Origin of the sequence: Pseudomonas sp. BN415 (genome assembly GCF_029871195.1) — a bacterium.
GTDB classification, from domain to species: Bacteria; Pseudomonadota; Gammaproteobacteria; order Pseudomonadales; family Pseudomonadaceae; genus Metapseudomonas; species Metapseudomonas resinovorans.
Window position 1 is genome coordinate 1 of the sequence record NZ_SSOK01000039.1, and the last position, 22,621, is coordinate 22,621.

General features: G+C 65.1%; 19 protein-coding genes. 10 read left to right on the forward strand and 9 right to left on the reverse strand.

Features of this window, described 5'->3' with window-relative positions:
- On the forward strand, nucleotides 1–1,376 hold a 1,376-nt coding region (locus E8F20_RS10220), incomplete at its 5' end, for an L-serine ammonia-lyase (RefSeq protein WP_280283624.1).
- A gap of 396 nt (nucleotides 1,377–1,772) precedes the next feature.
- Nucleotides 1,773–2,873: a GlxA family transcriptional regulator gene (locus tag E8F20_RS10225; RefSeq protein WP_028630517.1), complete on the forward strand. Its 1,101-nt coding sequence runs from the start codon at nucleotides 1,773–1,775 to the stop codon at nucleotides 2,871–2,873.
- Between the two features lie 216 nt (nucleotides 2,874–3,089).
- Here the strand turns inward: E8F20_RS10225 and E8F20_RS10230 are convergent, their stop codons facing one another.
- The 7 genes from E8F20_RS10230 to E8F20_RS10260 all read right to left on the reverse strand — a co-directional run bounded on the left by E8F20_RS10230 (nucleotide 3,090) and on the right by E8F20_RS10260 (nucleotide 11,358).
- The gene (locus E8F20_RS10230) at nucleotides 3,090–3,335 is read right to left on the reverse strand and encodes a hypothetical protein (RefSeq protein WP_028630518.1); all 246 of its coding nucleotides are present in this window, start codon (nucleotides 3,333–3,335) and stop codon (nucleotides 3,090–3,092) included.
- Between the two features lie 31 nt (nucleotides 3,336–3,366).
- On the reverse strand, nucleotides 3,367–4,146 hold the full coding sequence (locus E8F20_RS10235; protein ID WP_280283625.1) for an electron transfer flavoprotein subunit beta: 780 nt from the start codon (nucleotides 4,144–4,146) through the stop codon (nucleotides 3,367–3,369).
- The gene (locus E8F20_RS10240) at nucleotides 4,136–5,368 is read right to left on the reverse strand and encodes an electron transfer flavoprotein subunit alpha/FixB family protein (RefSeq protein WP_280283626.1); all 1,233 of its coding nucleotides are present in this window, start codon (nucleotides 5,366–5,368) and stop codon (nucleotides 4,136–4,138) included. Before E8F20_RS10240 ends, E8F20_RS10235 begins: the two co-directional genes overlap by 11 nt.
- 130 nt (nucleotides 5,369–5,498) lie before the next feature.
- A complete protein-coding gene (dgcB, locus tag E8F20_RS10245) occupies nucleotides 5,499–7,457 on the reverse strand; it encodes a dimethylglycine demethylation protein DgcB (RefSeq protein WP_280283627.1) in 1,959 nt (652 codons plus the stop codon).
- A gap of 164 nt (nucleotides 7,458–7,621) precedes the next feature.
- The gene (dgcA, locus tag E8F20_RS10250) at nucleotides 7,622–9,682 is read right to left on the reverse strand and encodes a dimethylglycine demethylation protein DgcA (protein ID WP_137823423.1); all 2,061 of its coding nucleotides are present in this window, start codon (nucleotides 9,680–9,682) and stop codon (nucleotides 7,622–7,624) included.
- 15 nt (nucleotides 9,683–9,697) lie between these two features.
- Nucleotides 9,698–10,228, reverse strand: a complete 531-nt coding sequence (locus E8F20_RS10255) for a DUF5943 domain-containing protein (RefSeq protein ID WP_028630523.1) — start codon at nucleotides 10,226–10,228, stop codon at nucleotides 9,698–9,700.
- Between the two features lie 152 nt (nucleotides 10,229–10,380).
- On the reverse strand, nucleotides 10,381–11,358 hold the full coding sequence (locus E8F20_RS10260) for a dipeptidase (protein WP_028630524.1): 978 nt from the start codon (nucleotides 11,356–11,358) through the stop codon (nucleotides 10,381–10,383).
- 503 nt (nucleotides 11,359–11,861) lie between these two features.
- Here E8F20_RS10260 and E8F20_RS10265 point away from each other — a divergent pair.
- From E8F20_RS10265 to E8F20_RS10280, 4 genes are read left to right on the forward strand one after another with little or no spacing between them, the layout of a single operon-like run.
- Entirely contained in the window at nucleotides 11,862–12,344 is a 483-nt protein-coding gene (locus E8F20_RS10265) for a formate dehydrogenase subunit gamma (RefSeq protein ID WP_280283628.1), read from the forward strand.
- Nucleotides 12,338–13,897, forward strand: a complete 1,560-nt coding sequence (locus E8F20_RS10270) for a formate dehydrogenase beta subunit (protein WP_280283629.1) — start codon at nucleotides 12,338–12,340, stop codon at nucleotides 13,895–13,897. Before E8F20_RS10265 ends, E8F20_RS10270 begins: the two co-directional genes overlap by 7 nt.
- Nucleotides 13,894–16,770: a formate dehydrogenase subunit alpha gene (gene fdhF / locus E8F20_RS10275; RefSeq protein WP_280283630.1), complete on the forward strand. Its 2,877-nt coding sequence runs from the start codon at nucleotides 13,894–13,896 to the stop codon at nucleotides 16,768–16,770. The genes E8F20_RS10270 and fdhF overlap by 4 nt, the downstream gene beginning before the upstream one ends.
- Nucleotides 16,767–16,988 carry a formate dehydrogenase subunit delta gene (locus E8F20_RS10280; protein ID WP_137823420.1) on the forward strand — a complete coding sequence of 74 codons (222 nt, stop codon included), beginning with the start codon at nucleotides 16,767–16,769 and terminating at the stop codon, nucleotides 16,986–16,988. Before fdhF ends, E8F20_RS10280 begins: the two co-directional genes overlap by 4 nt.
- Before the next feature lie 91 nt (nucleotides 16,989–17,079).
- Here E8F20_RS10280 and E8F20_RS10285 read toward each other — a convergent pair whose 3' ends face one another.
- Nucleotides 17,080–18,048: a GlxA family transcriptional regulator gene (locus tag E8F20_RS10285; protein ID WP_280283631.1), complete on the reverse strand. Its 969-nt coding sequence runs from the start codon at nucleotides 18,046–18,048 to the stop codon at nucleotides 17,080–17,082.
- A gap of 225 nt (nucleotides 18,049–18,273) precedes the next feature.
- On the opposite strand from E8F20_RS10285, the gene choX reads away from it, so the two are divergent.
- The 4 genes from choX to E8F20_RS10305 all read left to right on the forward strand — a co-directional run bounded on the left by choX (nucleotide 18,274) and on the right by E8F20_RS10305 (nucleotide 21,841).
- Nucleotides 18,274–19,212 carry a choline ABC transporter substrate-binding protein gene (gene choX, locus E8F20_RS10290; RefSeq protein ID WP_028630413.1) on the forward strand — a complete coding sequence of 313 codons (939 nt, stop codon included), beginning with the start codon at nucleotides 18,274–18,276 and terminating at the stop codon, nucleotides 19,210–19,212.
- A gap of 71 nt (nucleotides 19,213–19,283) precedes the next feature.
- Nucleotides 19,284–20,168 carry a 3-keto-5-aminohexanoate cleavage protein gene (locus E8F20_RS10295; protein WP_028630414.1) on the forward strand — a complete coding sequence of 295 codons (885 nt, stop codon included), beginning with the start codon at nucleotides 19,284–19,286 and terminating at the stop codon, nucleotides 20,166–20,168.
- 155 nt (nucleotides 20,169–20,323) lie between these two features.
- The gene (locus E8F20_RS10300; RefSeq protein WP_280283632.1) at nucleotides 20,324–21,289 is read left to right on the forward strand and encodes an L-carnitine dehydrogenase; all 966 of its coding nucleotides are present in this window, start codon (nucleotides 20,324–20,326) and stop codon (nucleotides 21,287–21,289) included.
- Between the two features lie 72 nt (nucleotides 21,290–21,361).
- Nucleotides 21,362–21,841 (forward strand): thioesterase family protein, encoded by a 480-nt coding sequence (locus E8F20_RS10305; protein WP_280283633.1) that lies wholly within the window; start codon nucleotides 21,362–21,364, stop codon nucleotides 21,839–21,841.
- Between the two features lie 27 nt (nucleotides 21,842–21,868).
- Here E8F20_RS10305 and E8F20_RS10310 read toward each other — a convergent pair whose 3' ends face one another.
- Nucleotides 21,869–22,501 carry a response regulator transcription factor gene (locus tag E8F20_RS10310; protein WP_028630417.1) on the reverse strand — a complete coding sequence of 211 codons (633 nt, stop codon included), beginning with the start codon at nucleotides 22,499–22,501 and terminating at the stop codon, nucleotides 21,869–21,871.
- Between the last annotated feature and the right edge of the window lie 120 nt (nucleotides 22,502–22,621).

Consider the following 22,621-nt stretch of genomic DNA (forward strand, 5'->3'; position numbering starts at 1 on the left):
TGGCTATCAGCGTGTTCGACCTGTTCAAGATCGGTATCGGCCCTTCCAGCTCGCACACCGTGGGCCCGATGCGGGCGGCGGCGCTGTTCGCCACGGCGCTGCGCGAGCGCGGCCTGCTGGAGCAGGTGCGACGGGTCGAGGTGCGCCTGTATGGCTCGCTGTCGGCCACCGGCGTTGGCCACGGCACCGACCGCGCCACCCTGGTGGGGCTGATGGGCGAATGGCCGGACCGCGTCGACCCCAAGCAGATCGCCCCGCGCATCGAAGCGCTGCAGGCGTCCCGCGAACTGCTGCTGGACGGCAGCCACCCGGTGGTCTTCGACTGGTCGCGCGACCTGCTGCTGCTGGACGAGAACCTGCCCTACCATCCCAACGCCATGACCCTGATCGTCGAAGGCGAAGGCGGTGAACTGCACCGCGACACCTACTACTCCATCGGTGGCGGTTTCGTGGTCGACGAAGCCCAGGCCAAGTCTGGGCAACTGGACCAGGACCACACCGAACTGCCCTACGACTTCTCCAGCGCCGAAGAACTGCTGGAGCTGTGCCAGCGGCACAACCTGCGCATTGCCGAACTGATGCTGGCCAACGAAAAGGCCTGGCGCAGCGAAGCGGAGATTCGCGCCGGGCTGCTGAAGCTCTGGGACGCCATGCAGGAATGCGTGACCAACGGCCTCGGCCACGAAGGCATCCTGCCCGGCGGGCTGAACGTGCGCCGGCGCGCCGCCAAGCTGCACCGCAGCCTGCAGGAGCTGGGCAAGCCCAACGTCATCGGCTCGACCATGAGCGCGATGGAATGGGTGAACCTCTACGCCCTGGCGGTGAACGAGGAAAACGCCGCCGGCGGGCGCATGGTCACCGCGCCTACCAACGGTGCGGCGGGGATCATCCCGGCGGTGCTGCACTACTACATGCGCTTCAACCCCGAGGCCAGCGAAGACGACGTGGTGAACTTCTTCCTCGGGGCGGCGGCCGTCGGCATCCTGTGCAAGAAGAACGCCTCGATCTCCGGTGCCGAAGTCGGTTGCCAGGGTGAAGTCGGTTCGGCGTGCGCGATGGCGGCGGCGGGCCTGGCGGAAGTGCTGGGAGCGACGCCGGCGCAGCTGGAGAACGCGGCGGAGATCGGTCTGGAGCACAACCTGGGGCTGACCTGCGACCCGGTGGGCGGGCTGGTGCAGGTGCCGTGCATCGAGCGCAACGCGATTGCTGCGGTGAAGGCGATCAACGCGGCGCAGATGGCACTGCGCGGCGACGGCGAGCACTTCATCTCGCTGGACCGGGTGATCCGCACCATGCGCGACACCGGCGCCGACATGCACGACAAGTACAAGGAAACCTCCCGCGGCGGTCTGGCGGTCAGCGCCATCGAGTGCTGACCTGTCATTGCCCGGCGACTCCGTCACCGCCCCGCGATGGTGCGCAATGCGCCGAACGGTGGTGTGACTCGATAGTCACTGTAGGAACCGTTCGTCTGTTACTGAAGGTGTGGCCTGCGGCACGGGGTGACATCCGCCTGCACCATCAGTGCTACCTAAGTCCCCAGGGCCCAGCAAGCGCGGGCTCTGGCGGTCGCAAACAGAAAACTTCTGTCGCTCTCGCCTAGGCCCACTGGCACGGGCCTTGGATGCATTCAACTGTTTTTAATTGAATGATCAATCAAGTTAGGCACGGCCTTTGCCTATATTTGGTATTCCCTGGTTTCGCAGTACCAGGCCATAAGAAAAAGCCTCGAAACGGGGCTCCGCTCCTTGCCTAGCCTGAGGGTTTCACTGATGTCACAGTTCAACCAAGGGGCTCAACCCCAGAACCGTGTTCCCCAGTCCATCGGTTTCCTGCTGCTGGACAACTTCACCCTGATTTCCCTGGCGTCCGCGGTAGAACCGCTGCGCATGGCCAACCACCTCTCCGGTCGTGAACTCTACCGCTGGTACACCCTCAGCCAGGACGGACGCCCCGTCAGTGCCAGCGACGGCCTGCAGATCACCCCTGACAGTGGCCTGGATAACGCACCGGCCCTGGACGCCGTGATCGTCTGTGGCGGTGTCGACATTCAGCACAGCGTCAGCCGCGAACATACGCACTGGTTGCAGGTGCAGGCCCGCCAGGGTCGCCAACTGGGCGCCGTATGTACCGGCAGCTGGGCGCTGGCCAAGGCCGGTCTGCTCGACGGCTTCGAGTGCAGCGTGCACTGGGAGTGCCTGGCCGCGATGCAGGAAGCCTTCCCCCGTGCTGGCATCAGCACGCGCTTGTTCTCCATCGACCGTAACCGCTACACCTCGTCCGGCGGCACTGCGCCGATGGACATGATGCTGCACCTGATCGCCCGCGAGCACGGCCGCGAACTGGCTGCAGCCATCTCGGAGATGTTTATCTACGAGCGCATCCGCAACGAGCAGGATCACCAGCGCGTGCCGCTCAAGCACATGCTGGGCACCAACCAGCCGAAGCTGCAGGAAATCGTCGCGTTGATGGAGGCCAACCTGGAAGAACCCATCGACCTCGACGAGCTGGCCTGCTACGTCGATGTCTCGCGCCGCCAGCTGGAGCGTCTGTTCCAGAAGTACCTGCACTGCTCGCCGTCGCGTTACTACCTCAAGCTGCGCCTGATCCGTGCACGCCAACTGCTGAAGCAGACCGCGATGTCCATCATCGAGGTGGCCTCGGTGTGCGGCTTCGTTTCGACTCCGCACTTCTCCAAGTGCTACCGCGAGTACTTCGGCATCCCGCCGCGTGACGAGCGCGCCGGCCAGAATGCCAACGTGGTGGCGCTGATGCCGGTGCCGGACGAACTGGTGCGCAATCCTTCCACCGCGGGCGTGGCCCTGAGCCGCGCCCAGGGTGAGTCGACCTTCGCCAGCGTGCGGGTGGTCTGAGCGGCGCACCTGGGCGAATGATCTGCGATTTGCAATGGATTGCCTGTAGGGGCGGATTTATTCGCCCAGCGGGCCGCAGGTCCGCCCTTCTGAGCTTGAATGGGGGCAGCTTCGCTGCCCTTGGCAAATGAATTGGCACCTACAAAGTTCGAGTGTTTTCGCTCCCACGAAAAAGGGCGCCTATGGCGCCCTTTCTCGTTTCCGGTGTATCGGCTCTCAGCGCGGCACCAGGGCCGGCAGCAGGGTGCGCGAAATGGCTTCGCGCACATTGGGCAGCAGGGTGGCGCTGCCACCGAGCAGCTCTTCCACCAGGCGCCGCAGGGCCAAGGCGCGCTCCGGGCTAAGGCCGCTCACGGCCTGTTCGCAGGCCTGCTCGGCAGTGACCCCCGGCGGGATGCTGATACCCAGCGCCACCAGGCGCTCTCGAAAATCTTCCTGGTCGATCAGATCGGCATGCATCATCGCGCTATTCCTCCCAAATGGTGCCGCGCGGTCAGCGCAGCACGCCTTCTTCCAGCAACAGTTTGAAGATAGCTTCGGCCCCGGCTTGCGGCGAGACGTCCTTGAGAACCTGGCCGCCGCCACCGGATGCCTTGGCAGTGGCCGCCTTCATCCGCTCGGCGCCGGTTTTGGCCTTGATCACCTTGAGCCGTTTGGGCCGTGGGCGGGCCGGTTGCAGCTGGGCCTCGGCGAACAATACATCCTCCACCAGCTCCACGTCCTCGGCCTCGATACGACCGCGACGGGCAGGGCCGAATGCGCTCTGGCGTGCGGTAGGGGCGGCGTTGTCGACGCTGGCGACGAAGGGCAGGCGCACCTTCAGCCGGCGACGCTGGCCGCGGGGCAGGGCTTGCAGCACCTGGGCCACGCCGTTATCAACTTTTTCCACTTCGGCCAGGCCCACCACCAGTGGCCAGCCCAGGCGTTCTGCCAGCAGGTAGGGCAGCATCCCTGAGCCTTCGCCGGTTTCCGCCTGGCTTCCCGTGAGAACGAGCTGGGCGCCGCTCTCGCGGAGGAAGTCGCCCAGCGGCGGCAGGGCGTCGTCCTGCGCACTCTGCTCGAGGACGATGAGGTCATCCAGGCCCATGCCCAGGTAAGCACGCAGGGCTTCCTCATGCGGATTGCCGGCGTGGACCACGCGCAGACGCGGGCCGGCCAGGCGCAGGCCGAGCTCCACGGCGCGGGCGTCCTGGTCGGCGCGGCGTGCGCGGCCCGAGGTCGGGTGCGCGCCGATGGAGACCAGGCTGACGATCTTCAGTGCGTCATGCGGCATCGCGTGCCCCTCCCTGACGGTATTCGGTGGCCAGTTGGATCAGGGCGGCAAGAACGGCACCGGAGTCGCCGATCACCGAGAGGTCGGCGCGTTTGATCATGTCGCAGCCCGGGTCCATGTTCACCGCCACCACTTTGTCGCAGGCACCAATGCCCTGCAGGTGCTGGATGGCGCCGGAGATACCGACGGCCAGGTAGACCCGCGCGGTGACCCAGGTACCGGTGGCGCCCACCTGGCGGTTGCGCGGCATGAAGCCGTCGTCCACCGCCACGCGGGAGGCACCTTCGGTAGCGCCGAGGGCCACGGCGGCCTCGTGGAACAGCTGCCAATCCTTGACCCCGTTGCCACCGGAGAGGATGAACTCCGCCTCGGCCATGGGAATCTGCGCCGGGTCCACGGCCACCGGGCCGAGGTCTTCGATGCGCGCCAGGCTGTGGGCGATGTTCGTGGCCAGTTCCAGCGGACGGGCTTCATGGCGGGTTTCGCTGACCGGCTCGGCGCATTCGGCAGCGGCAAGGATCAGGCGCGGTACAGCGCGCACCAGGTCTTCGCGGCCGGCACCGGCGCGGCCGATAGCTTGCTCATTGGCGACTTGCCAGACGCGAGTGGCCGGGCGCTCGCCAAGCTTGGCGGCCAGCCGGCGGCCCAATTCTCCGCCGCCGGTGCGGCTGTCGGGCAGCAACCAGTGACGCGGGGCGAGCTGGCTTTCCACGGCGCTCAAGGCCAGCACGCGCGCTTCGGGAGCATAACCGTCAAAGGCCTCGCCCTCGATGCGCAGGACGCGGTCGACGCCGGCGGTGTCGAAGGCGGCCTCCTTGTCTTCGCCGAAGAGCACGGCAACCACCACGCCTTCGCTACCGGCCAGCTTGTTGGCCAGGCCCAGCAGGTCTTTGTCGTGGCTGGAGAGTCGGCCACCGACCATGTCCGGTACCACGCAGATGTGGAAGGCCGGTTGCTCGACTACATGCAGCGGCAGCTGCACCACTTCGGTTGTAGCGCTGCGCTTGCCAGCGGTGCCCTGCTGGGCGCCGCTGCGGTCGATCCGTTTCAGGCCATTGGGGCCTATGAAGCCGGCGGCGATCGCATGTGGATTCTTGCGGATGACGCCGTTGGGGCCCATCCAGCTCGTCTGCCCCTGCTGCTGCATGGCGGCATGCAGCGGGTGCAGGCGGTTGCGGGCGATCCACTCGGCACGCGGGTCGCGGCGGATGATGTCGCTCATGGGCGGACCTCCAATGGCGAGTGGGTATGCATCGTAGGAGCGAGCTTGCTCGCGAAGGGGGTGACGTCGGCGCGGTGCCGGTTCGCGAGCAAGCTCGCGCCTACACCTGCTGCTGGTGCTGTGCGTACCATCACGCCACCTCCACGGCAGCTTTAGCCGCCGACGGCTTTTTTGCTTCCACCGTTGTCTCGATCAGTACATCTGCCACCAGTTCGGCGATGTCCTTGATCTCCGGACGCGGCGCCACAACACCTTCGAGCATCGCGGTGCACTGCGGGCAACCCACGGCCACCAGTTCGGCGCCGGTTTCCTTGATGTCCACCATGCGCATGTCCGGAATCCGCTGCTTCCCGGGAATGTCGGTGATCGGCGCGCCACCGCCACCGCCGCAGCAGCGTGAGCGGAAACCGGAGCGCTGCATTTCCTTCACTTCGATACCGATGGCCTTGAGCACGTTGCGCGGCGCCTCGTACTCGCCGTTGTAGCGGCCCAGGTAGCAAGGGTCGTGGTAGGTCACGCTGCCGCCCTTGTGCTGGCCAAGATTGAGGCTGCCGCGCTGCATCAGCTCGTCGATGTAGGTGCTGTGATGCTGGACCTCGTACTGACCGCCCAGGGCGCCGTACTCGTTCTTCAGTACATGGAAGCTGTGCGGGTCGCAGGACACGATCTTTTTGAAGCGGTACTGGTTCAGCGTGGCAATGTTGCGCTTGGCCAGTTGCTGGAAGGTGGCTTCATCACCCAGGCGACGGGCCACGTCACCGCTGTCACGTTCTTCCAGGCCGAGCACGGCGAAATCGACGTTGGCGGCTTTCAGTACTTTGACGAAGGCGCGCAGGGTGCGCTGGTTGCGCATATCGAAGGCACCATCGCCGACCCAGAACAACACCTCGGCCTGTTTCTTCTCACTCATCAGCGGCAGGTTCAGGTCGGCGGCCCAGTTCAGGCGACCGCCAGGCGCGAAGCCGCCAGGGTTGTCGGTGGCGATCAGGTTCTCCAGCACCTCGGCGCCCTTGTTCGGGGTCGCGCCCTTCTCCAGGGTGAGGTGGCGGCGCATGTCGACGATGGCGTCGACGTGCTCGATCATCATCGGGCATTCCTCGACGCAAGCCCGGCAGGTGGTGCAGGACCAGAGGGTCTCGGCGGATACCAGTGCCTTGCCTTGCAGGGACACGATCGGCTGATGCGGGCCGCCGCTGTGTTCGCCCAGCGGGATGCCTGGATAGGGGCTGCCAGCGAACTTGGCGTCGTTGCCACCGGCGAGGCCGATGACCATGTCCTGGATCAGTTTCTTCGGGTTCAGTGGCTGGCCGGCGGCGAACGCCGGGCATACCGCCTCACACTTGCCGCACTGCACGCAGGCATCGAAGCCGAGCAGTTGGTTCCAGGTGAAATCGGTGGGCTTTTCCACGCCCAGCGGGGCATTCGGATCGGCCAGGTCCAGTGCCTTGAGACCCGTGGAGCGCCCACCGCCGAAGCGTTCGGCGCGACGGTGCCAGGCCAGGTGCAGGGCACCGGCGAAGGCGTGCTTCATCGGGCCGCCCCAGGTCATGCCGAAGAACAGCTCGGACACGCCCCAGGCCACGCCGATGGCCAGGATGCCAGCGAGGAACCAGCCGCCGAAGCCTTCCGGCAGGATGCCGGCCACCGGCAGGGTGGCGATGAAGAAGCTCGCCGAAAACATCAGCAAGCTCTTCGGCAGGCGCATCCACGGGCCTTTCGACAGCCGCGCCGGCGGGTTGCGCCGACGCTTGGCGACGAACAGCGCGCCAACGAACATCAGCACGGTGGCGGCGAGCAGGGCGAAGCCGAGGATGCGGTTATGCAGGCCGAAGCCGTGCACGACGATCGCCAGCAGGGCCGACAGCACGAAGCCGCCAGCCGTGGCGACGTGGGTCTTGGACATGTACTTGTCGCGCTCGACCACGTGGTGCAGGTCCACCAGGTAGCGGCGCGGCATGGCCATGAGGCCGCCGATCCAGTCGACCTTAGACGGTCGGCCCCGGCGCCACATGAAGAAGCGCTTCGCGGCACCCAGCACGGCGAGTGCCAGGGCAGCGAAGAGCAGGATGGGAAGAAGGGTGTTCAGCATTGTTGGTCTCCTTGCAGGGACCGAAAGGGGTGCTCCGAACCAGTCCCCTCTCCCTGAGGGAGAGGGTTAGGGAGAGGGGGATGCCGGAAACGCTTGAGTCGCCGCCTTGCCCTCTCCCCCCGCCCTCTCCCGCAAGCGGGAGAGGGGGCCGTCCGTGTGTGCGCTTAGAAGTCCTTGCACAGACGCAAAGCGTCGTAGATCGCCGCGTGGGTGTTGCGCTGGGCCACGCAGTCACCGATGCGGAACAGCAGGTAGCCGTCGCCGGGCTGGCTCAGGCAGGGCTGCGGCTTGATGGCGAACAGCGCCTCGACGTCGATCTGGCCCTTGTTGCGCGAGCCCTGCTTGAGTGCGTAGTACAGGCCCTCGTCCGGCCGTACGCCGTTCTCGATGACGACCTGGTCGACCACGCGCTCTTCCTTGGCGCCGGTGTACTCGTTCTCCAGCACAGCCACCAGCTTGTCGCCCTCGCGGTAGACCTTCTCCAGCATCAGGTCGCCGGTCATGATCACTTCCTTGGGGTACATGCTGCGGTAGTAGGTCGGGAAGGAGGTCCCGCCCACGGCGATGCCTGGCTTGATGTCGTCGGTGACGATCTCAACCTGGGCGCCCTTGTCGGCCAGGAAGTCCGCGACCGACATGCCGCCGAACTCGCAGATGGTGTCGTATACCAGCACGTTCTTGCCCGGTGCCACGGTGCCATCGAGGATGTCCCAGCTGCTGACCACCAGGCCTTCTGCAGCCCCCCAGTGCTCGTTCTGCTCGATGAACGGATGACCACCGTTGGCCAGGACGACGATGTCCGGGCGCACGTCGAGGATGGTGTCCGGGTCGGCCGCGGTGCCCAGGCGCAGGTCGATCCCCAGGCGCGCCAGTTCCAACTGGTACCAGCGGGTGATGCCTGCGATCTGGTCGCGCTGCGGTGCTTTGGAGGCAGTGGTGATCTGGCCGCCAAGTTGGTCCTTCTTCTCGAACAGGGTGACGTCGTGGCCGCGCTCGGCCGCCACGCGGGCCGCCTCCATGCCAGCTGGGCCACCACCGACGACCACTACCTTGCGCTTCACGCCGGTGGTCTTCTCGATGATGTGCGGCACGCCCATGTATTCACGGGAGGTCGCGGCGTTCTGAATGCACAGCACGTCCAGGCCCTGGTACTGGCGGTCGATGCAGTAGTTGGCGCCGACGCACTGCTTGATCTGGTCGACCTGGCCCATCTTGATCTTGGCGATCAGGTGCGGGTCGGCGATGTGCGCGCGGGTCATGCCGACCATGTCCACGTAGCCGCCTTCGAGGATACGGGTGGCCTGGTTCGGGTCCTTGATGTTCTGCGCGTGCAGTACCGGCACGTTGACCACTTCCTTGATACCCGCCGCCAGGTGCAGGAAGGGCTCCGGCGGGAAGCTCATGTTGGGGATCACGTTGGCCAGGGTGTTGTGGGTATCGCAACCCGAGCCGACCACGCCGATGAAGTCGAGCATGCCAGTGTCGCTGTAATACTTGGCGATCTGCTTCATGTCCTCGTGGGACAGGCCGTCCGGGTGGAATTCGTCACCGCAGATACGCATGCCGACGCAGAAGTCGTCGCCCACTTCGGCGCGCACGGCCTTGAGCACCTCCAGGCCGAACTTCATCCGGCCTTCGAAGGTGCCGCCCCACTCGTCGGTACGCTTGTTGACGCGCGGGCTCCAGAACTGGTCGATCATGTGCTGGTGCACGGCGGACAATTCCACGCCGTCCAGGCCGCCTTCCTTCGCCCGACGCGCGGCCTGAGCGTAGTTGCCGATCACCCGCCAGATTTCTTCGACCTCGATGGTCTTGCAGGTGGCCCGGTGTACCGGCTCGCGGACGCCGGAGGGCGACATCAGGGTCGGCCAGTTGAAGCCGTCCCAGCGGGAGCGGCGGCCCATGTGGGTAATCTGGATCATGATCTTGGCGCCGTGCTTGTGCATGGCGTCGGCCAGATTCTGGAAGTGCGGGATGATGCGGTCGGTGGACAGGTTCACCGAGCTCCACCACTCCTGCGGGCTGTCGATGGCCACCACCGAGGAACCGCCGCAGATGGCCAGGCCGATGCCGCCCTTGGCCTTCTCTTCGTAGTACTTCACGTAACGGTCGGTGGTCATGCCGCCATCGGTGGCATAAACCTCGGCGTGGGCGGTGGACAGCACACGGTTGCGGATGGTGAGTTTGCCGATCTGGATCGGCTGGAACATTGCTTCGAATGCCATTTCCCGAGCCTCGCCTTACAGAGGTTTGACGATGAACAGGCCGTCGTCGTGGCCTTCTTCCGAGCCGCTGTACAGCTGCTCGGCGACGGTGCGCACGCTGCTGCCGCGGGCCTGGAGAATCTGGTCCATGGCGCCGGCGAACCAGCCGGTGAACATGTAGTCGACCTTGCGGCCGACCTTGCCGTAGACGTAGACGAAGGCGGAGTGCTTCAGGCGTACCTGGGCGGTGCCCTTGTCCAGGTCGATGGATTCGATCTGGAACAGGCCCCAGCCGCGTTGGGACAGGCGCTTCATGTAGTGCTCGAACACCGCGACACCTTCCAGGCCATGGCACTCGGCTTCTTTTTCGCACCAGTGCCAGGCGGACTTGTAGCCGGCCTTGTAGAGGATCTCGGCGTAACGCTCCGGGCCCAGCTCGGCTTCGATGCCCATGTGGTTATTCACGAAGAAGTGGCGCGGCACATACAGCATGGGCAGGGCGTCGGTGGTCCAGACGCCGGTTTCGCTGTCGACTTCGATGGGCATTTCAGGGGCGTGTTTGGCCATGTGGATAACTCCGAATTCAGGTTGGGTGTCGGGTGGATCGGGGCGCGTAGCTGGCGCTTTATCCATCCACCGCAGAGGTGAGGCACCGGGCGGTGACCGGTGGATGAACAGAGCGTCATCCACCCTACGGTCGTGTCCGGTTCGGGTCGGCGTTATTCGCCCCAGACGTCCTTGAGCACACGTACCCAGTTCTCGCCCATGACCTTGCGCACCACGCGCTCGGGCATGCCGCGTTTAAGGAGGGTCTCGGTGAGGTTGGGGAACTCGCCCACGGTGCGGATGCCCAGCGGGTTGACGATCTTCCCGAAGTTGGTCAGGCGGCGGGCGTAACCCTTGTCGTGGGTCAGCCACTCGAAGAAGTCCTGGCCATGGCCCTGGGTGAAGTCGGTGCCGATGCCGATGGCGTCTTCGCCCACGATGTTCATCACGTACTCGATGGCTTCGGCGTAGTCGTCGATGGTCGAGTCGATGCCCTTGGCGAGGAAGGGGGCGAACATGGTCACACCGACGAAGCCGCCGTGGTCGGCGATGAACTTCAGTTCTTCATCGGACTTGTTGCGCGGGTGTTCTTTCAGGCCTGACGGCAGGCAGTGGGAGTAGCAGACCGGCTTCTTCGATTCGAGGATCACTTCCTCGGAGGTCTTGGAGCCCACGTGGGAGAGGTCACACATGACACCGACGCGGTTCATCTCGGCGACGATCTCGCGACCGAAGCCGGACAGGCCGCCGTCACGCTCGTAGCATCCGGTGCCGACCAGGTTCTGGGTGTTGTAGCACATCTGCACGATGCCCACGCCGAGCTGCTTGAACACTTCCACGTAGCCGATCTGGTCTTCGAATGCGTGGGCATTCTGAAAACCGAAGAGGATGCCGGTCTTGCCCTGCTCCTTGGCCTTGCGGATGTCGGCGGTGGTGCGCACGGGGATCACCAGGTCGCTGTTCTCGCGGATCAGCTTGCTGCTGGCGGCGATGTTGTTCACCGTCGCCTGGAAGCCTTCCCAGACCGACACGGTGCAGTTGGCCGCGGTCAGACCGCCTTTGCGCATGTCTTCGAAGAGTTCACGGTTCCACTTGGCGATGATCAGACCATCGATGACGATGCTGTCGGCGTGCAGTTCGGCTGGGCTCATCAGGCTGTCCCCTGTTATCCATGCGCCGAATCTTCTGCCGGCGCTTTGGGGGGAGCATATCCCCGGGGGATTCGGCGCTATCGCGCAAAAGCGACCGGGGTATTGCCGAAAGCGTCAAGCCGGTCGCGAATGGGCAAGCCGGGTTCGGAAGGGGCGCATTCCATGGGGCTGGGCGAGCCCACAGGTAATCCCGCGGCAACCGCAGGTCCGCCCCTCGCCAATCTTCTGTCCGAAGCACCTATAAAGAAGGAACGAGCGTTCAATTTTCCCCACCCGTCAGCCAAGGTCGGTTTCAGGACGCGAAGGGTCGTTGGGGTGCAATTTCTGAACGGCGGGGATGGCAAGCTCCCCGAATGCCCCGGGCTAGTGCGCGTAGACGCCCGGCCGGGATGCAGGGACGGCCACCAGCAAGGCCACGCCTCCGTGACGTGGTGGGTGAGTCGCAGCCGAGACCTCCGGACGACCGGTTTCAGCCTGTCGTTCGTGAAGCAGAGGAACGCTGTATGCCTGATGAGACGCTTCACCTGCCCCTGATCCACAGCGTGCTGGAGCGCGAGAAGGACACCCCCGGTGCCCTGCTGCCGATCCTCCACGCCATCCAGGAAGGCGCCGGGTACATTCCCGACGTCGCCATTGCCGAAATCGCCCACGCCCTCAACCTCAGCCTGGCCGAGGTGCGCGGAGTGGTCAGTTTCTACCACGACTTCCGTACCACGCCGCCGGCGCGCCATATCCTGCGCCTGTGCCGCGCCGAGTCTTGCCAGAGCATGGGCGCCGAGCGCCTGGCTGCGCAGCTGCGCGAGCACCTGGAGCTGGACGACCATGGCACCAGTGCCGACGGGCGGATAAGCCTTCGGCCGGTTTATTGCCTTGGGGCCTGCGCTTGCTCGCCGGCCCTTGAGCTGGACGGTCAATTGCATGCGCGACTCACCCCCGAGCGCTTGCGCTCCCTGGTGAACGGGTGCCTGGAGGACAGCTCATGCTGAGGCTGTGCATCCCCTGTGATTCCGTGGCCCGTGCCGTAGGTGCCGACGAGCTGGCCGAGGCCGTGGCCCGCGAAGCCGAGTGCCGGCAGCTGCCGATCGAACTGCACCGCACCAGCTCCCGTGGCCTCTATTGGCTGGAGCCGCTGCTGGAGCTGGAAAGCGCCGAAGGTCGCCTGGGCTTCGGCCCGGTTGCGCCGGAGGACGTTCCTTCCCTGCTGGACGCCCTGCAGGGCGATGCCAGCACCCATCCGCTGGCCCTGGGGCCGGTGGAGGAACTGCCATACCTGAAGAGCCAGCAACGGCTGCTGTTCGCCCGCGCCGGCATCACCCGGCCGCTATCCCTGGATGACTACCGTGCCCACGGCGGTTTCGAAGGGCTGGCGCGCGCGATTGGTTTGAGCGGCGATGACATCGTCACTGCCGTGCTGGATTCCGGCCTGCGTGGTCGGGGCGGCGCAGCCTTCCCGGCAGGCATCAAGTGGCGCACCGTGCGTGGCGCCGCCGCCGCACAGAAATACGTGGTCTGCAACGCCGACGAAGGCGACTCCGGCACCTTCGCCGACCGCATGCTGATGGAAGGCGATCCCTTCCTGGTGATCGAGGGCATGGCCATCGCCGGCCTCGCCGTCGGTGCAACCATGGGCTACATCTACGTTCGCTCCGAGTACCCGCAATCGGTCGAAACCCTGCGCGCAGCCATCGAAATCGCCCGCGAAGCCGGTTACCTCGGCGCCAACGTCGGCGGCAGTGGCCGTGCCTTCGACCTGGAAGTGCGGGTCGGCGCCGGTGCCTATATCTGCGGCGAGGAAACCGCACTCCTGGATTCCCTCGAAGGCAAGCGCGGCGTGGTCCGTGCCAAGCCGCCGCTGCCGGCGCTGGAGGGCCTGTTCGGCCTGCCGACGCTGGTGCACAACGTGCTCACCCTGGCCTCGGTGCCGGTTATCCTGGCCCAAGGCGCGCAGTTCTATCGTGACTTCGGCATGGGCCGTTCGCTGGGCACCATGCCCTTCCAGCTGGCTGGCAACGTTCGCCACGGCGGCCTGGTCGAGCGCGCCTTCGGGCTGACCCTGCGTGAGCTGGTGGAAGGCTATGGCGCCGGTACTGCCAGTGGCCGCCCGCTGAAGGCCGCCCAGGTGGGCGGCCCGCTGGGCGCTTGGGTGCCGCCGTGGCAATTCGACACACCGTTGGACTACGAGGCCTTCGCCGCCATGGGCGCGATGCTCGGTCACGGTGGCGTAGTGGTCGCCGACGACACGCTGGACATGGCCCATATGGCCCGCTTCGCCCTGGAGTTCTGCGCCGAGGAATCCTGCGGCAAGTGCACGCCATGCCGCATCGGCTCGACCCGTGGTGTGGAAGTGGTGGACCGGCTGATCGCCGCTACGGACATCACCGCTCGCGAGGAGCAGGCCCTGCTGCTCAAGGACCTCTGCGACACCATGACGTACGGTTCGCTCTGCGCCCTGGGTGGCATGACCGCCTTCCCGGTGACCAGCGCGCTCAAGCACTTCCCTGCCGACTTCGGTCTTGAGCCCGTGGAGGCCGACCAATGATCAATATCTTCGATCCCGCCAGCGATATCGACCTCGGCACCCCAGCCCGTGAAAGCGAGGTGCAGGTCAGCCTGAGCATCGACGGTCGTGAGATCAGCGTGCCCGCCGGCACCTCAGTGATGCGTGCCGCCGCGCTGCTCGGCACCACCATTCCCAAACTGTGCGCCACCGACAGCCTGGAAGCCTTCGGCTCCTGCCGCATGTGCCTGGTGGAAATCGACGGCATGCGTGGTTACCCGGCGTCCTGCACCACGCCTGTAACGGAGGGCATGGTCGTCCACACCCAGACGCCCAAGCTCGCCACCCTGCGGCGCAACGTGATGGAGCTGTACATCTCCGATCACCCGCTGGACTGCCTGACCTGCTCGGCCAACGGCAACTGCGAGCTGCAGACGGTCGCCGGTCAGGTGGGCCTGCGCGAAGTGCGCTACGGCTACGACGGTGCCAATCACCTGGACGAGCAGAAAGACGTCTCCAACCCCTATTTCGACTACGACCCGAGCAAGTGCATCGTCTGCAACCGCTGCGTACGCGCCTGCGAGGAAACCCAGGGCACCTTCGCCCTGACCATCAGCGGACGCGGCTTCGAGTCCCGCGTGGCAGCGGCCGGCGGCGACAACTTCCTCGACTCCGAATGCGTGTCCTGCGGCGCCTGCGTGCAGGCCTGCCCAACCGCCACGCTGATGGAAAAGAGCGTGGTGGAGATGGGCCAGCCGGAGCGCAGCGTCATCACGACCTGCGCCTATTGCGGCGTCGGCTGCTCGTTCAAAGCCGAAATGAAGGGCGACCAGCTGGTGCGTATGGTCCCGGACAAGAACGGTCAGGCCAACCACGGCCATTCCTGCGTAAAGGGGCGCTTTGCCTGGGGCTACGCCACCCACCCAGACCGCATCACCAAACCGATGATCCGCAAGCACATCGATGATCCCTGGCAGGAAGTCAGCTGGGACGAAGCGGTGACCTACGCGGCCAGCGAGTTCCGTCGCATCCAGCTCAAGTACGGGCGTGATTCCATTGGTGGCATCACCTCCAGTCGCTGCACCAACGAAGAGACCTACCTGGTGCAGAAGCTGGTGCGCGCCGGGTTCGGCAACAACAACGTCGACACCTGCGCCCGTGTCTGTCACTCGCCCACCGGCTACGGGCTCAAGCAGACTCTGGGCGAGTCCGCCGGCACCCAGAGCTTCGACTCGGTGATGCAGGCCGATGTGGTCCTGGTGATCGGCGCTAACCCCACGGACGCCCATCCGGTGTTCGGCTCCCAGCTCAAGCGTCGCCTGCGCCAGGGCGCGCGACTGATCGTCATCGACCCGCGCCGCATCGACCTGGTGGATTCCCCCCACGCTCGCGCTGAGCTGCACCTGGCGCTGCGACCGGGCACAAACGTCGCCATGCTCAACGCCCTGGCCCATGTGATCGTCACCGAAGGACTGGTCAAGCAGGACTTCGTCGACGCGCGCTGCGAACCGGCGGACTTCGCCCGCTGGCGCGACTTCGTCGGCAATCCGGAGAACTCGCCGGAGGCCATGGGGCCGATCTGCGGTGTGTCGCCTGACGATATCCGCGCCGCTGCCCGTCTCTACGCTACCGGCGGCAATGCGGCGATCTACTACGGCCTGGGCGTCACCGAGCACAGTCAGGGCAGTACCGCCGTGATGGGCATCGCCAACCTCGCCATGGCCACCGGCAATATCGGCCGCGAAGGTGTCGGCGTGAACCCGCTGCGCGGGCAGAACAACGTCCAGGGCTCCTGCGACATGGGCTCCTTCCCGCATGAATTGCCGGGCTACCGCCATGTCTCCAACGACACGGTACGCGCCCAGTTCGAGCAGGCCTGGGGGGTGACGCTGCAGCCCGATCCGGGTCTGCGCATCCCCAACATGTTCGAGGCGGCCCTCGGTGGCACCTTCAAGGCGCTCTACTGCCAGGGTGAGGACATCGCCCAGAGCGACCCCAACACCCAGCACGTCACCGCCGCTTTGTCGGCGATGGAATGCGTGGTGGTGCAGGACATCTTCCTCAACGAAACCGCCAAGTTCGCCCATGTGTTCCTGCCGGGCAGCTCGTTCCTGGAGAAGGACGGCACCTTCACCAACGCCGAGCGGCGCATCTCCCGCGTGCGCAAGGTGATGGACCCGCTGGGCGGCAAGGCTGACTGGGAAGCCACCGTCGCCTTGGCCAACGCCCTGGGCTACAAGATGGACTACAAGCATCCGTCCGAGATCATGGACGAGATCGCCCGCCTGACGCCGACCTTCACCAAGGTCAGCTACGCCCAACTGGACCGCCATGGCAGTCTGCAATGGCCGTGCAACGAGGCCGCCCCGGATGGCACGCCGACCATGCACATCGACGCGTTCGTGCGTGGCAAGGGACGTTTCATGCTCACCGGCTACGTGCCCACCGAGGAGAAGGTCAACAACCGCTACCCGCTGCTGCTGACCACCGGGCGCATCCTCAGCCAGTACAACGTCGGCGCCCAGACGCGGCGTACCGACAACGTCGCCTGGCACGAGGAGGACCGCCTGGAAATCCATCCGACTGACGCGGAGAGCCGTGGCATTCACGAAGGTGACTGGGTGGGTGTGGGCAGTCGTGCGGGGCAGACGGTGCTGCGCGCCCGGGTCAGCGAGCGGGTCGCGCCGGGGGTGGTGTACACCACCTTCCACTTCCCCGAATCGGGGGCCAACGTGATTACCACCGACAACTCCGACTGGGCCACCAACTGCCCGGAATACAAGGTCACTGCAGTGGAGGTCACGCGGGTCTACCAGCCTTCCGAATGGCAGAAACGCTATCAGGAGTTCAGTGACGAACAGCGGCGCCTGCTCAAGGAGCGCCGCAGGACCGAGAAAGCCGAGGTACGCCGATGAGCACCGACAACCTGATCAAGATGGCCAACCAGATCGCCCAGTTCTTCGCCACCGAACCGGACAAGGACCAGGCGGTGAAGGGGGTCCGTACCCACCTGCAGAGCTTCTGGACGCCGGCCATGCGTATTGAGCTGATGGCCTGGCAGGTGGAGCACCACGGAGAGAACTTGCACCCCCTGGTGCAGGAGGCGCTGGCGGAGCAGGGGAGGGCGGTCTAGCCCTGCGCGTCCGCAGCTTGCGGCAAATACCTGAAGGGGCGAATGAATTCGCCCCTTCAACACACCAGTAGCCCCGCAGGTTCCTTGTCGCTCAGCCCAGCTGCCGAGCAGGCTCCTGGTCCGGGTGCTCGTGCCGGTCCTGGCTCGGGCGAGTGGCGAACCGCGTGCGGTAGGCGCGGGAGAAATACGAAGAGGATTCGAAGCCGCAGGCCAGAGCCACTTCCAGCACACTCATATCGGTCTGGCGCAGCAGTTGGCGGGCCTTGTCCAGGCGCAGGCCGAGATAGAAGTTCGACGGCGTTTCCTTCAGGTGCAGACGGAAAAGCCGCTCCAGCTGGCGTGGCGTCACGCTCACCAATTCGGCCAGTTCGCGTGAGCTCAGCGGCATTTCGCTGTGCCGCTCCATCTCCCCGATCACCTGCACCAGTTTCTTGTTATGCACGTTGAACCGGCTGGCGATCTGCATGCGCTGGTGGTCCTGCTGGGTGCGGATGCGACCCAGTACGAACTGCTCGGAGACCTGCAGTGCCAGGGCTTCACCGTGGCTGCGGGCAATCAGCGTGAGCATCAGGTCGAGACTGGCGGTGCCACCGGCGCTGGTGATGCGCCGACCATCGATTTCGAAGAGTTCCTGGGTGACGCAGAGCGCCGGGTAGCGCTCGTGAAAGGCTTCAATGGCTTCCCAGTGCAGGGTCAGACGTTGGCTGGTGAAAAGTTCGGCCTCGGCCAGCACGAAGCTGCCCGTGTCGATGCCACCCAGTCGCAGCCCCTCGCGCTCGGCCCGGTTGAGCCAGTGAGCCAGGCGTGGGCCGAAGTTGGCCAGGGGATCGAAGCCGGCCACCACGAACAGGCAATCGGCCTCGGGCGGTACATTCAGCCCCCCATCCACGTTCAGCGACATTCCATTGCTGCTCGGTACCGGGCCGCCATCCAGGCTCAGTAGGCGCCAGCGGTAAAGTTCGCCGCGAAATCGGTTGGCGACCCGCAAGGGTTCGACTGCCGACATCAGGCCCATCATGGAAAAGCCTGGCAACAGGAGGAAACTGAAGGTCTGGGGCATGGACGCTTTCCGCGAAGGCGATAACGCACTAAAAGGCACTGTGCCCATGCGCGCAAGAAAGGTGGTCGCTCCTGTTCAACAGGTAGTCGTTTTAGTTCGAATCGGGCGCTTCGGCGCTGCGTAATTTGTGTCCATCGGGTTGAAGTGGCGCCCGAAAACGGAAGGAGTCGCCCCCGACTCCTGCACAACAAATACATGAACCGTTTGGCCGCAAGGGGAGCATCAATGAAACGTCTCACCGCATTCGCTGGTTGCTGTTTGTTCGCCCTCTCCAGTTCCGCCGCATTCGCCGCCGAAGACGCTAGTTGCCAGAAGATCCGTGTGGGTGTGGTCGGCTGGACCGATGTCGTCGCCACCACCGCCGTCGCCAACGAGTTGCTCGGCAGCCTGGGCTATCAGACCACCCAGACCCAGGCATCGCAGCAGATCATCTTCGCCGGCATCCAGAAGAAGCAGGTCGATGTCTTCCTCGGCTACTGGAAGCCGATCATGGACGACAACATCAAGCCGTTCCTCGAAACCAAGTCGGTGAAGGTTGCCGCAGAGCCTTCGCTGAGCGATGCCATCGCCGTACTGGCCGTACCCACTTACACCGCCGAGCAGGGGCTGCGCACCTTCGCCGATATCGCCAAGTTCAAGGATCAGTTGGACGGCAAGATCTACGGCATCGAATCCGGCTCCGGCGCTAATACCGCGATCCAGAAGATGATCGATACCAACCAGTTCGGCCTGGGTGGCTTCAAACTAGTGGAGTCGAGCGAGGCCGCCATGCTGACCGCAGTCAAGCGCGCGGTGAAGAACAACAAACCGGTGGTGTTCTTTGGCTGGAAGCCGCATCCGATGAACATCCAGATGCCCATCACCTACCTGACCGGCAGCGAGGGTGTGTTCGGCCCCAACGATGGCGCTGCCACCGTCTCCACTGTCAGCGCGCCGGACTTCGCCCAGCGCTGCCCCAACGCCGACCGCCTGCTGACCAACCTGCGCTTCACCAGCGCGCAGGAAGCAGAGCTGATGCAGCCGATCATGGATCGCAAGGACCCGGCCAAAGTCGCCCGCGAGTGGCTGAAAGCCAATCCTGAAGTGGTCAAGGGCTGGCTCGCCGGTGTGACCACCTTCGACGGCAAGAGTGGCATAGACAGCGCTCTCGCTACCCTCAAGTAACTCAATGCAACGCCACGTGCGCGGTTCGCCGCGCGCGGTTTCCGATCGCCTCGCAGAAGGATGAAACAACCGTGAACTATGAAGTCATCGTCACCTGTGCAGTTACCGGCGCCGGCGATACCGTCGGCAAGCACCCGGCCATTCCCGTTACCCCGAAGGAAATCGCCGCTGCCGCCATCGAGGCGGCCAAGGCCGGCGCCACGGTTGCCCACTGCCATGTGCGCGACCCGAAGACCGGCAAGCCCAGCCGCGATGTGGCGCTGTACCGCGAGCTGGTTGAACGCATCCGCGAGAGCGACACCGACATCATCATCAACCTCACCGCCGGCATGGGCGGTGACCTCGAGATCGGCAAGGGCGAGCAGCCCCTGGAGTTCGGCACCGGTACCGACCTGGTCGGCCCGCTGGAGCGCCTGGCCCATGTGGAGGAACTGCTGCCGGAAATCTGCACCCTGGATTGCGGGACCCTGAACTTCGGCGACGGTGACTTCATCTACGTCTCCACCCCGGCACAGCTGCGTGCTGGCGCCAAACGCATCACCGAGCTTGGGGTCAAGGCCGAGCTGGAAATCTTCGACACCGGCCACCTCTGGTTCGCCAAGCAGATGCTCAAGGAAGGCCTGCTGGACGACCCCTTGTTCCAGATCTGCCTGGGCATCCCGTGGGGCGCACCGGCTGACACCACCACCATGAAGGCCATGGCCGACAACCTCCCCGCGGGCTGCACCTGGGCCGGTTTCGGTATCGGCCGCATGCAGATGCCCATGGTCGCCCAGGCGATGCTGCTGGGCGGCAACGTGCGTGTGGGCCTGGAAGACAACATCTGGCTGGATCGCGGCGTGCACGCCAGCAACGGGCAGTTGGTAGAGCGTGCCATCGAGATCATCCAGCGCCTCGGCGGCCGTGCCCTGACCCCGGCCGAGGGGCGCGAGAAGATGAACCTCAAGCGCCGCTAGCTTTTCTCCCCTCTCCCTCTGGGAGAGGGGCCGGGGGTGAGGGTGGCCAGATTCGCGCCTTGCCCTCTCCCACAGGTTTCGTAGCCCGGATGGCCTCCGGGAAGTACCAGACGACCACCCCGGATTGCATCCGGGCTACATGATCAGGAGCCTCCATGTCCTTCGTCACCCAGATCAAGACCTTCGCCGCGCTCGGCAGCGGCGTTATCGGCAGCGGTTGGATCGCCCGCGCCCTGGCCCACGGCCTCGATGTCATCGCCTGGGACCCGGCCCCCGGCGCCGAAGCCGCCCTGCGTGCCCGCATCGCCAACGCCTGGCCGGCGCTGCAGAAACAGGGGTTGGCCCCTGGCGCCTCCCAGGCGCGCCTGTGCTTCGTCGAGACCATCGAAGAATGCGTGCGCGACGCCGACTTCATCCAGGAGAGCGCCCCGGAGCGCCTCGATCTGAAACTCGACCTGCATGCAAAGATCAGCGCGGCGGCGCGGCCTGACGTGATCATCGGTTCCAGCACCTCGGGCCTCTTGCCCAGCGAGTTCTACGCCGACGCCCGCCACCCGGAGCGCTGCGTTGTCGGTCACCCCTTCAACCCGGTCTACTTGCTGCCGCTGGTGGAAGTGGTGGGTGGCGAGAAAACCGCGCCGGAGGCCGTTCAGGCCGCCATCGAGATCTACACCGCGCTGGGCATGCGTCCGCTGCATGTGCGCAAGGAAGTACCGGGCTTCATCGCCGATCGCCTGCTCGAAGCCCTCTGGCGCGAGGCGCTTCACCTGGTCAACGACGGCGTGGCCAGCACCGGTGAGATCGACGACGCCATTCGCTTTGGCGCCGGCCTGCGCTGGTCGTTCATGGGGACCTTCCTGACCTACACCCTGGCGGGCGGCAACGCCGGCATGCGCCACTTCATGGCCCAGTTCGGCCCGGCACTGCAGTTGCCCTGGACCTACCTGCCAGCCCCGGAACTCACCGAAACCCTGATCGACCGGGTGGTGGAGGGCACTGCCGAACAGCAAGGCTCGCGCAGCATCGCCGAATTGGAGCGCTACCGCGACGACGCCCTCCTGGCGGTACTCGGTGCCATCAAGGAGACCAAGGCCAGCCACGGCTTCGCCTTCGCCGACTGACCTTCAATCTTCCCGCCACTCCGTAGCGGCGCCCTCTCTCCAGGGAGGCGGCGCCTCGTTGGGAGCTTCTGCATGAGTCACGCCCTGACTACCTACCGCACTGCCATTCTGCCCGAATGGGTGGACTACAACGGCCACCTGCGCGATGCCTTCTACCTGCTGATTTTCAGCTACGCCACCGATGCGCTGATGGACGAGATCGGCCTCGACGAACAAGGTCGTGCCGCCACCGGCCATACGCTGTTCACCCTGGAATGCCACCTCAATTACCTGGCGGAAGTGAAGCTGGGGGCCGAGGTGGAAGTGCGCACGCAACTGCTCGCCCATGACGCCAAGCGGCTGCAGATTCACCATGGGCTGTACCTGTCTGGTGGAGAGGAGCTGTTGGCAGCCAGCGAGCAAATGCTGATGAACGTGGATGCCGGGTCGTCACGCTCGGCGGTCTTGGCTGCGCCTGTGGCTGCGCGGGTCGAAGCCATTGCGGCGGTTCATTGCGAGCTGCCGCGGCCTCGTCATGTGGGCTGTGTGATAGGTCTGCCGCCGCCTCGTTGAGGCGGCGTCGACCGTGGGGAGGGATGCTCAGGGGGTGGGCATTACGTAGCGGCGGGCGAAATCGATCAGGTCGACTTGGTTGCGGGTCTTCAGTTTGTCCATCAAGCGGGATTTGTAGGTGCTGACCGTTTTGTGGCTGATGAATAGCTGCTTGGCGATTTCCTGGTTGTTCTTGCCGTTGGCCAGGTTCTGCAGCACCGCCAGTTCGCGGTCGGAGAGGCATTCCAGCAATTGGCTGTCATTGGCCTCGCCGGGCTGTGACGTGCCAGGCAGGTGCACCGTGCTGGGGAACAGGCTGTAGCCGGAAAGCACCGAGCGCACCGCGGAGATCAGGCTGACCGCCTGTTCCTGCTTGGACAGATAGCCCGTGGCGCCTGCCTGAAGGCAGCGGTTGGCATAGAGCGACGCTGGCAGGGAAGTGAGTACCAGCAGTTTGAGATTGGAGTCCATGGCGCTGAGCCGTCCGAGGACTTCCAGGCCGTCGAGTTTTGGAATGGCGATATCCAGGACGACCAGATCGGGCCGCAGTGATCGGGCCATGCTCAGGCCTTCGACACCACTTTCCGTTTCGCCGACTACGTCGTAGTCCTCGCGTTCCAGTAGTACGCGAGTTGCAAAGCGGAGCATCGGCTGGTTGTCGATCAGCAATACCTTGTTCATTCGTTGGTTCTCCTTATCAGGTTTCCCAATGAGTACGGAGGGCGCGCGGCCTTCTGAAGGGTGCCGTTGGGAGCTGGGTTCATCGATATTGGCTGGCCACGCCTGCCCGGTGGGACAGAT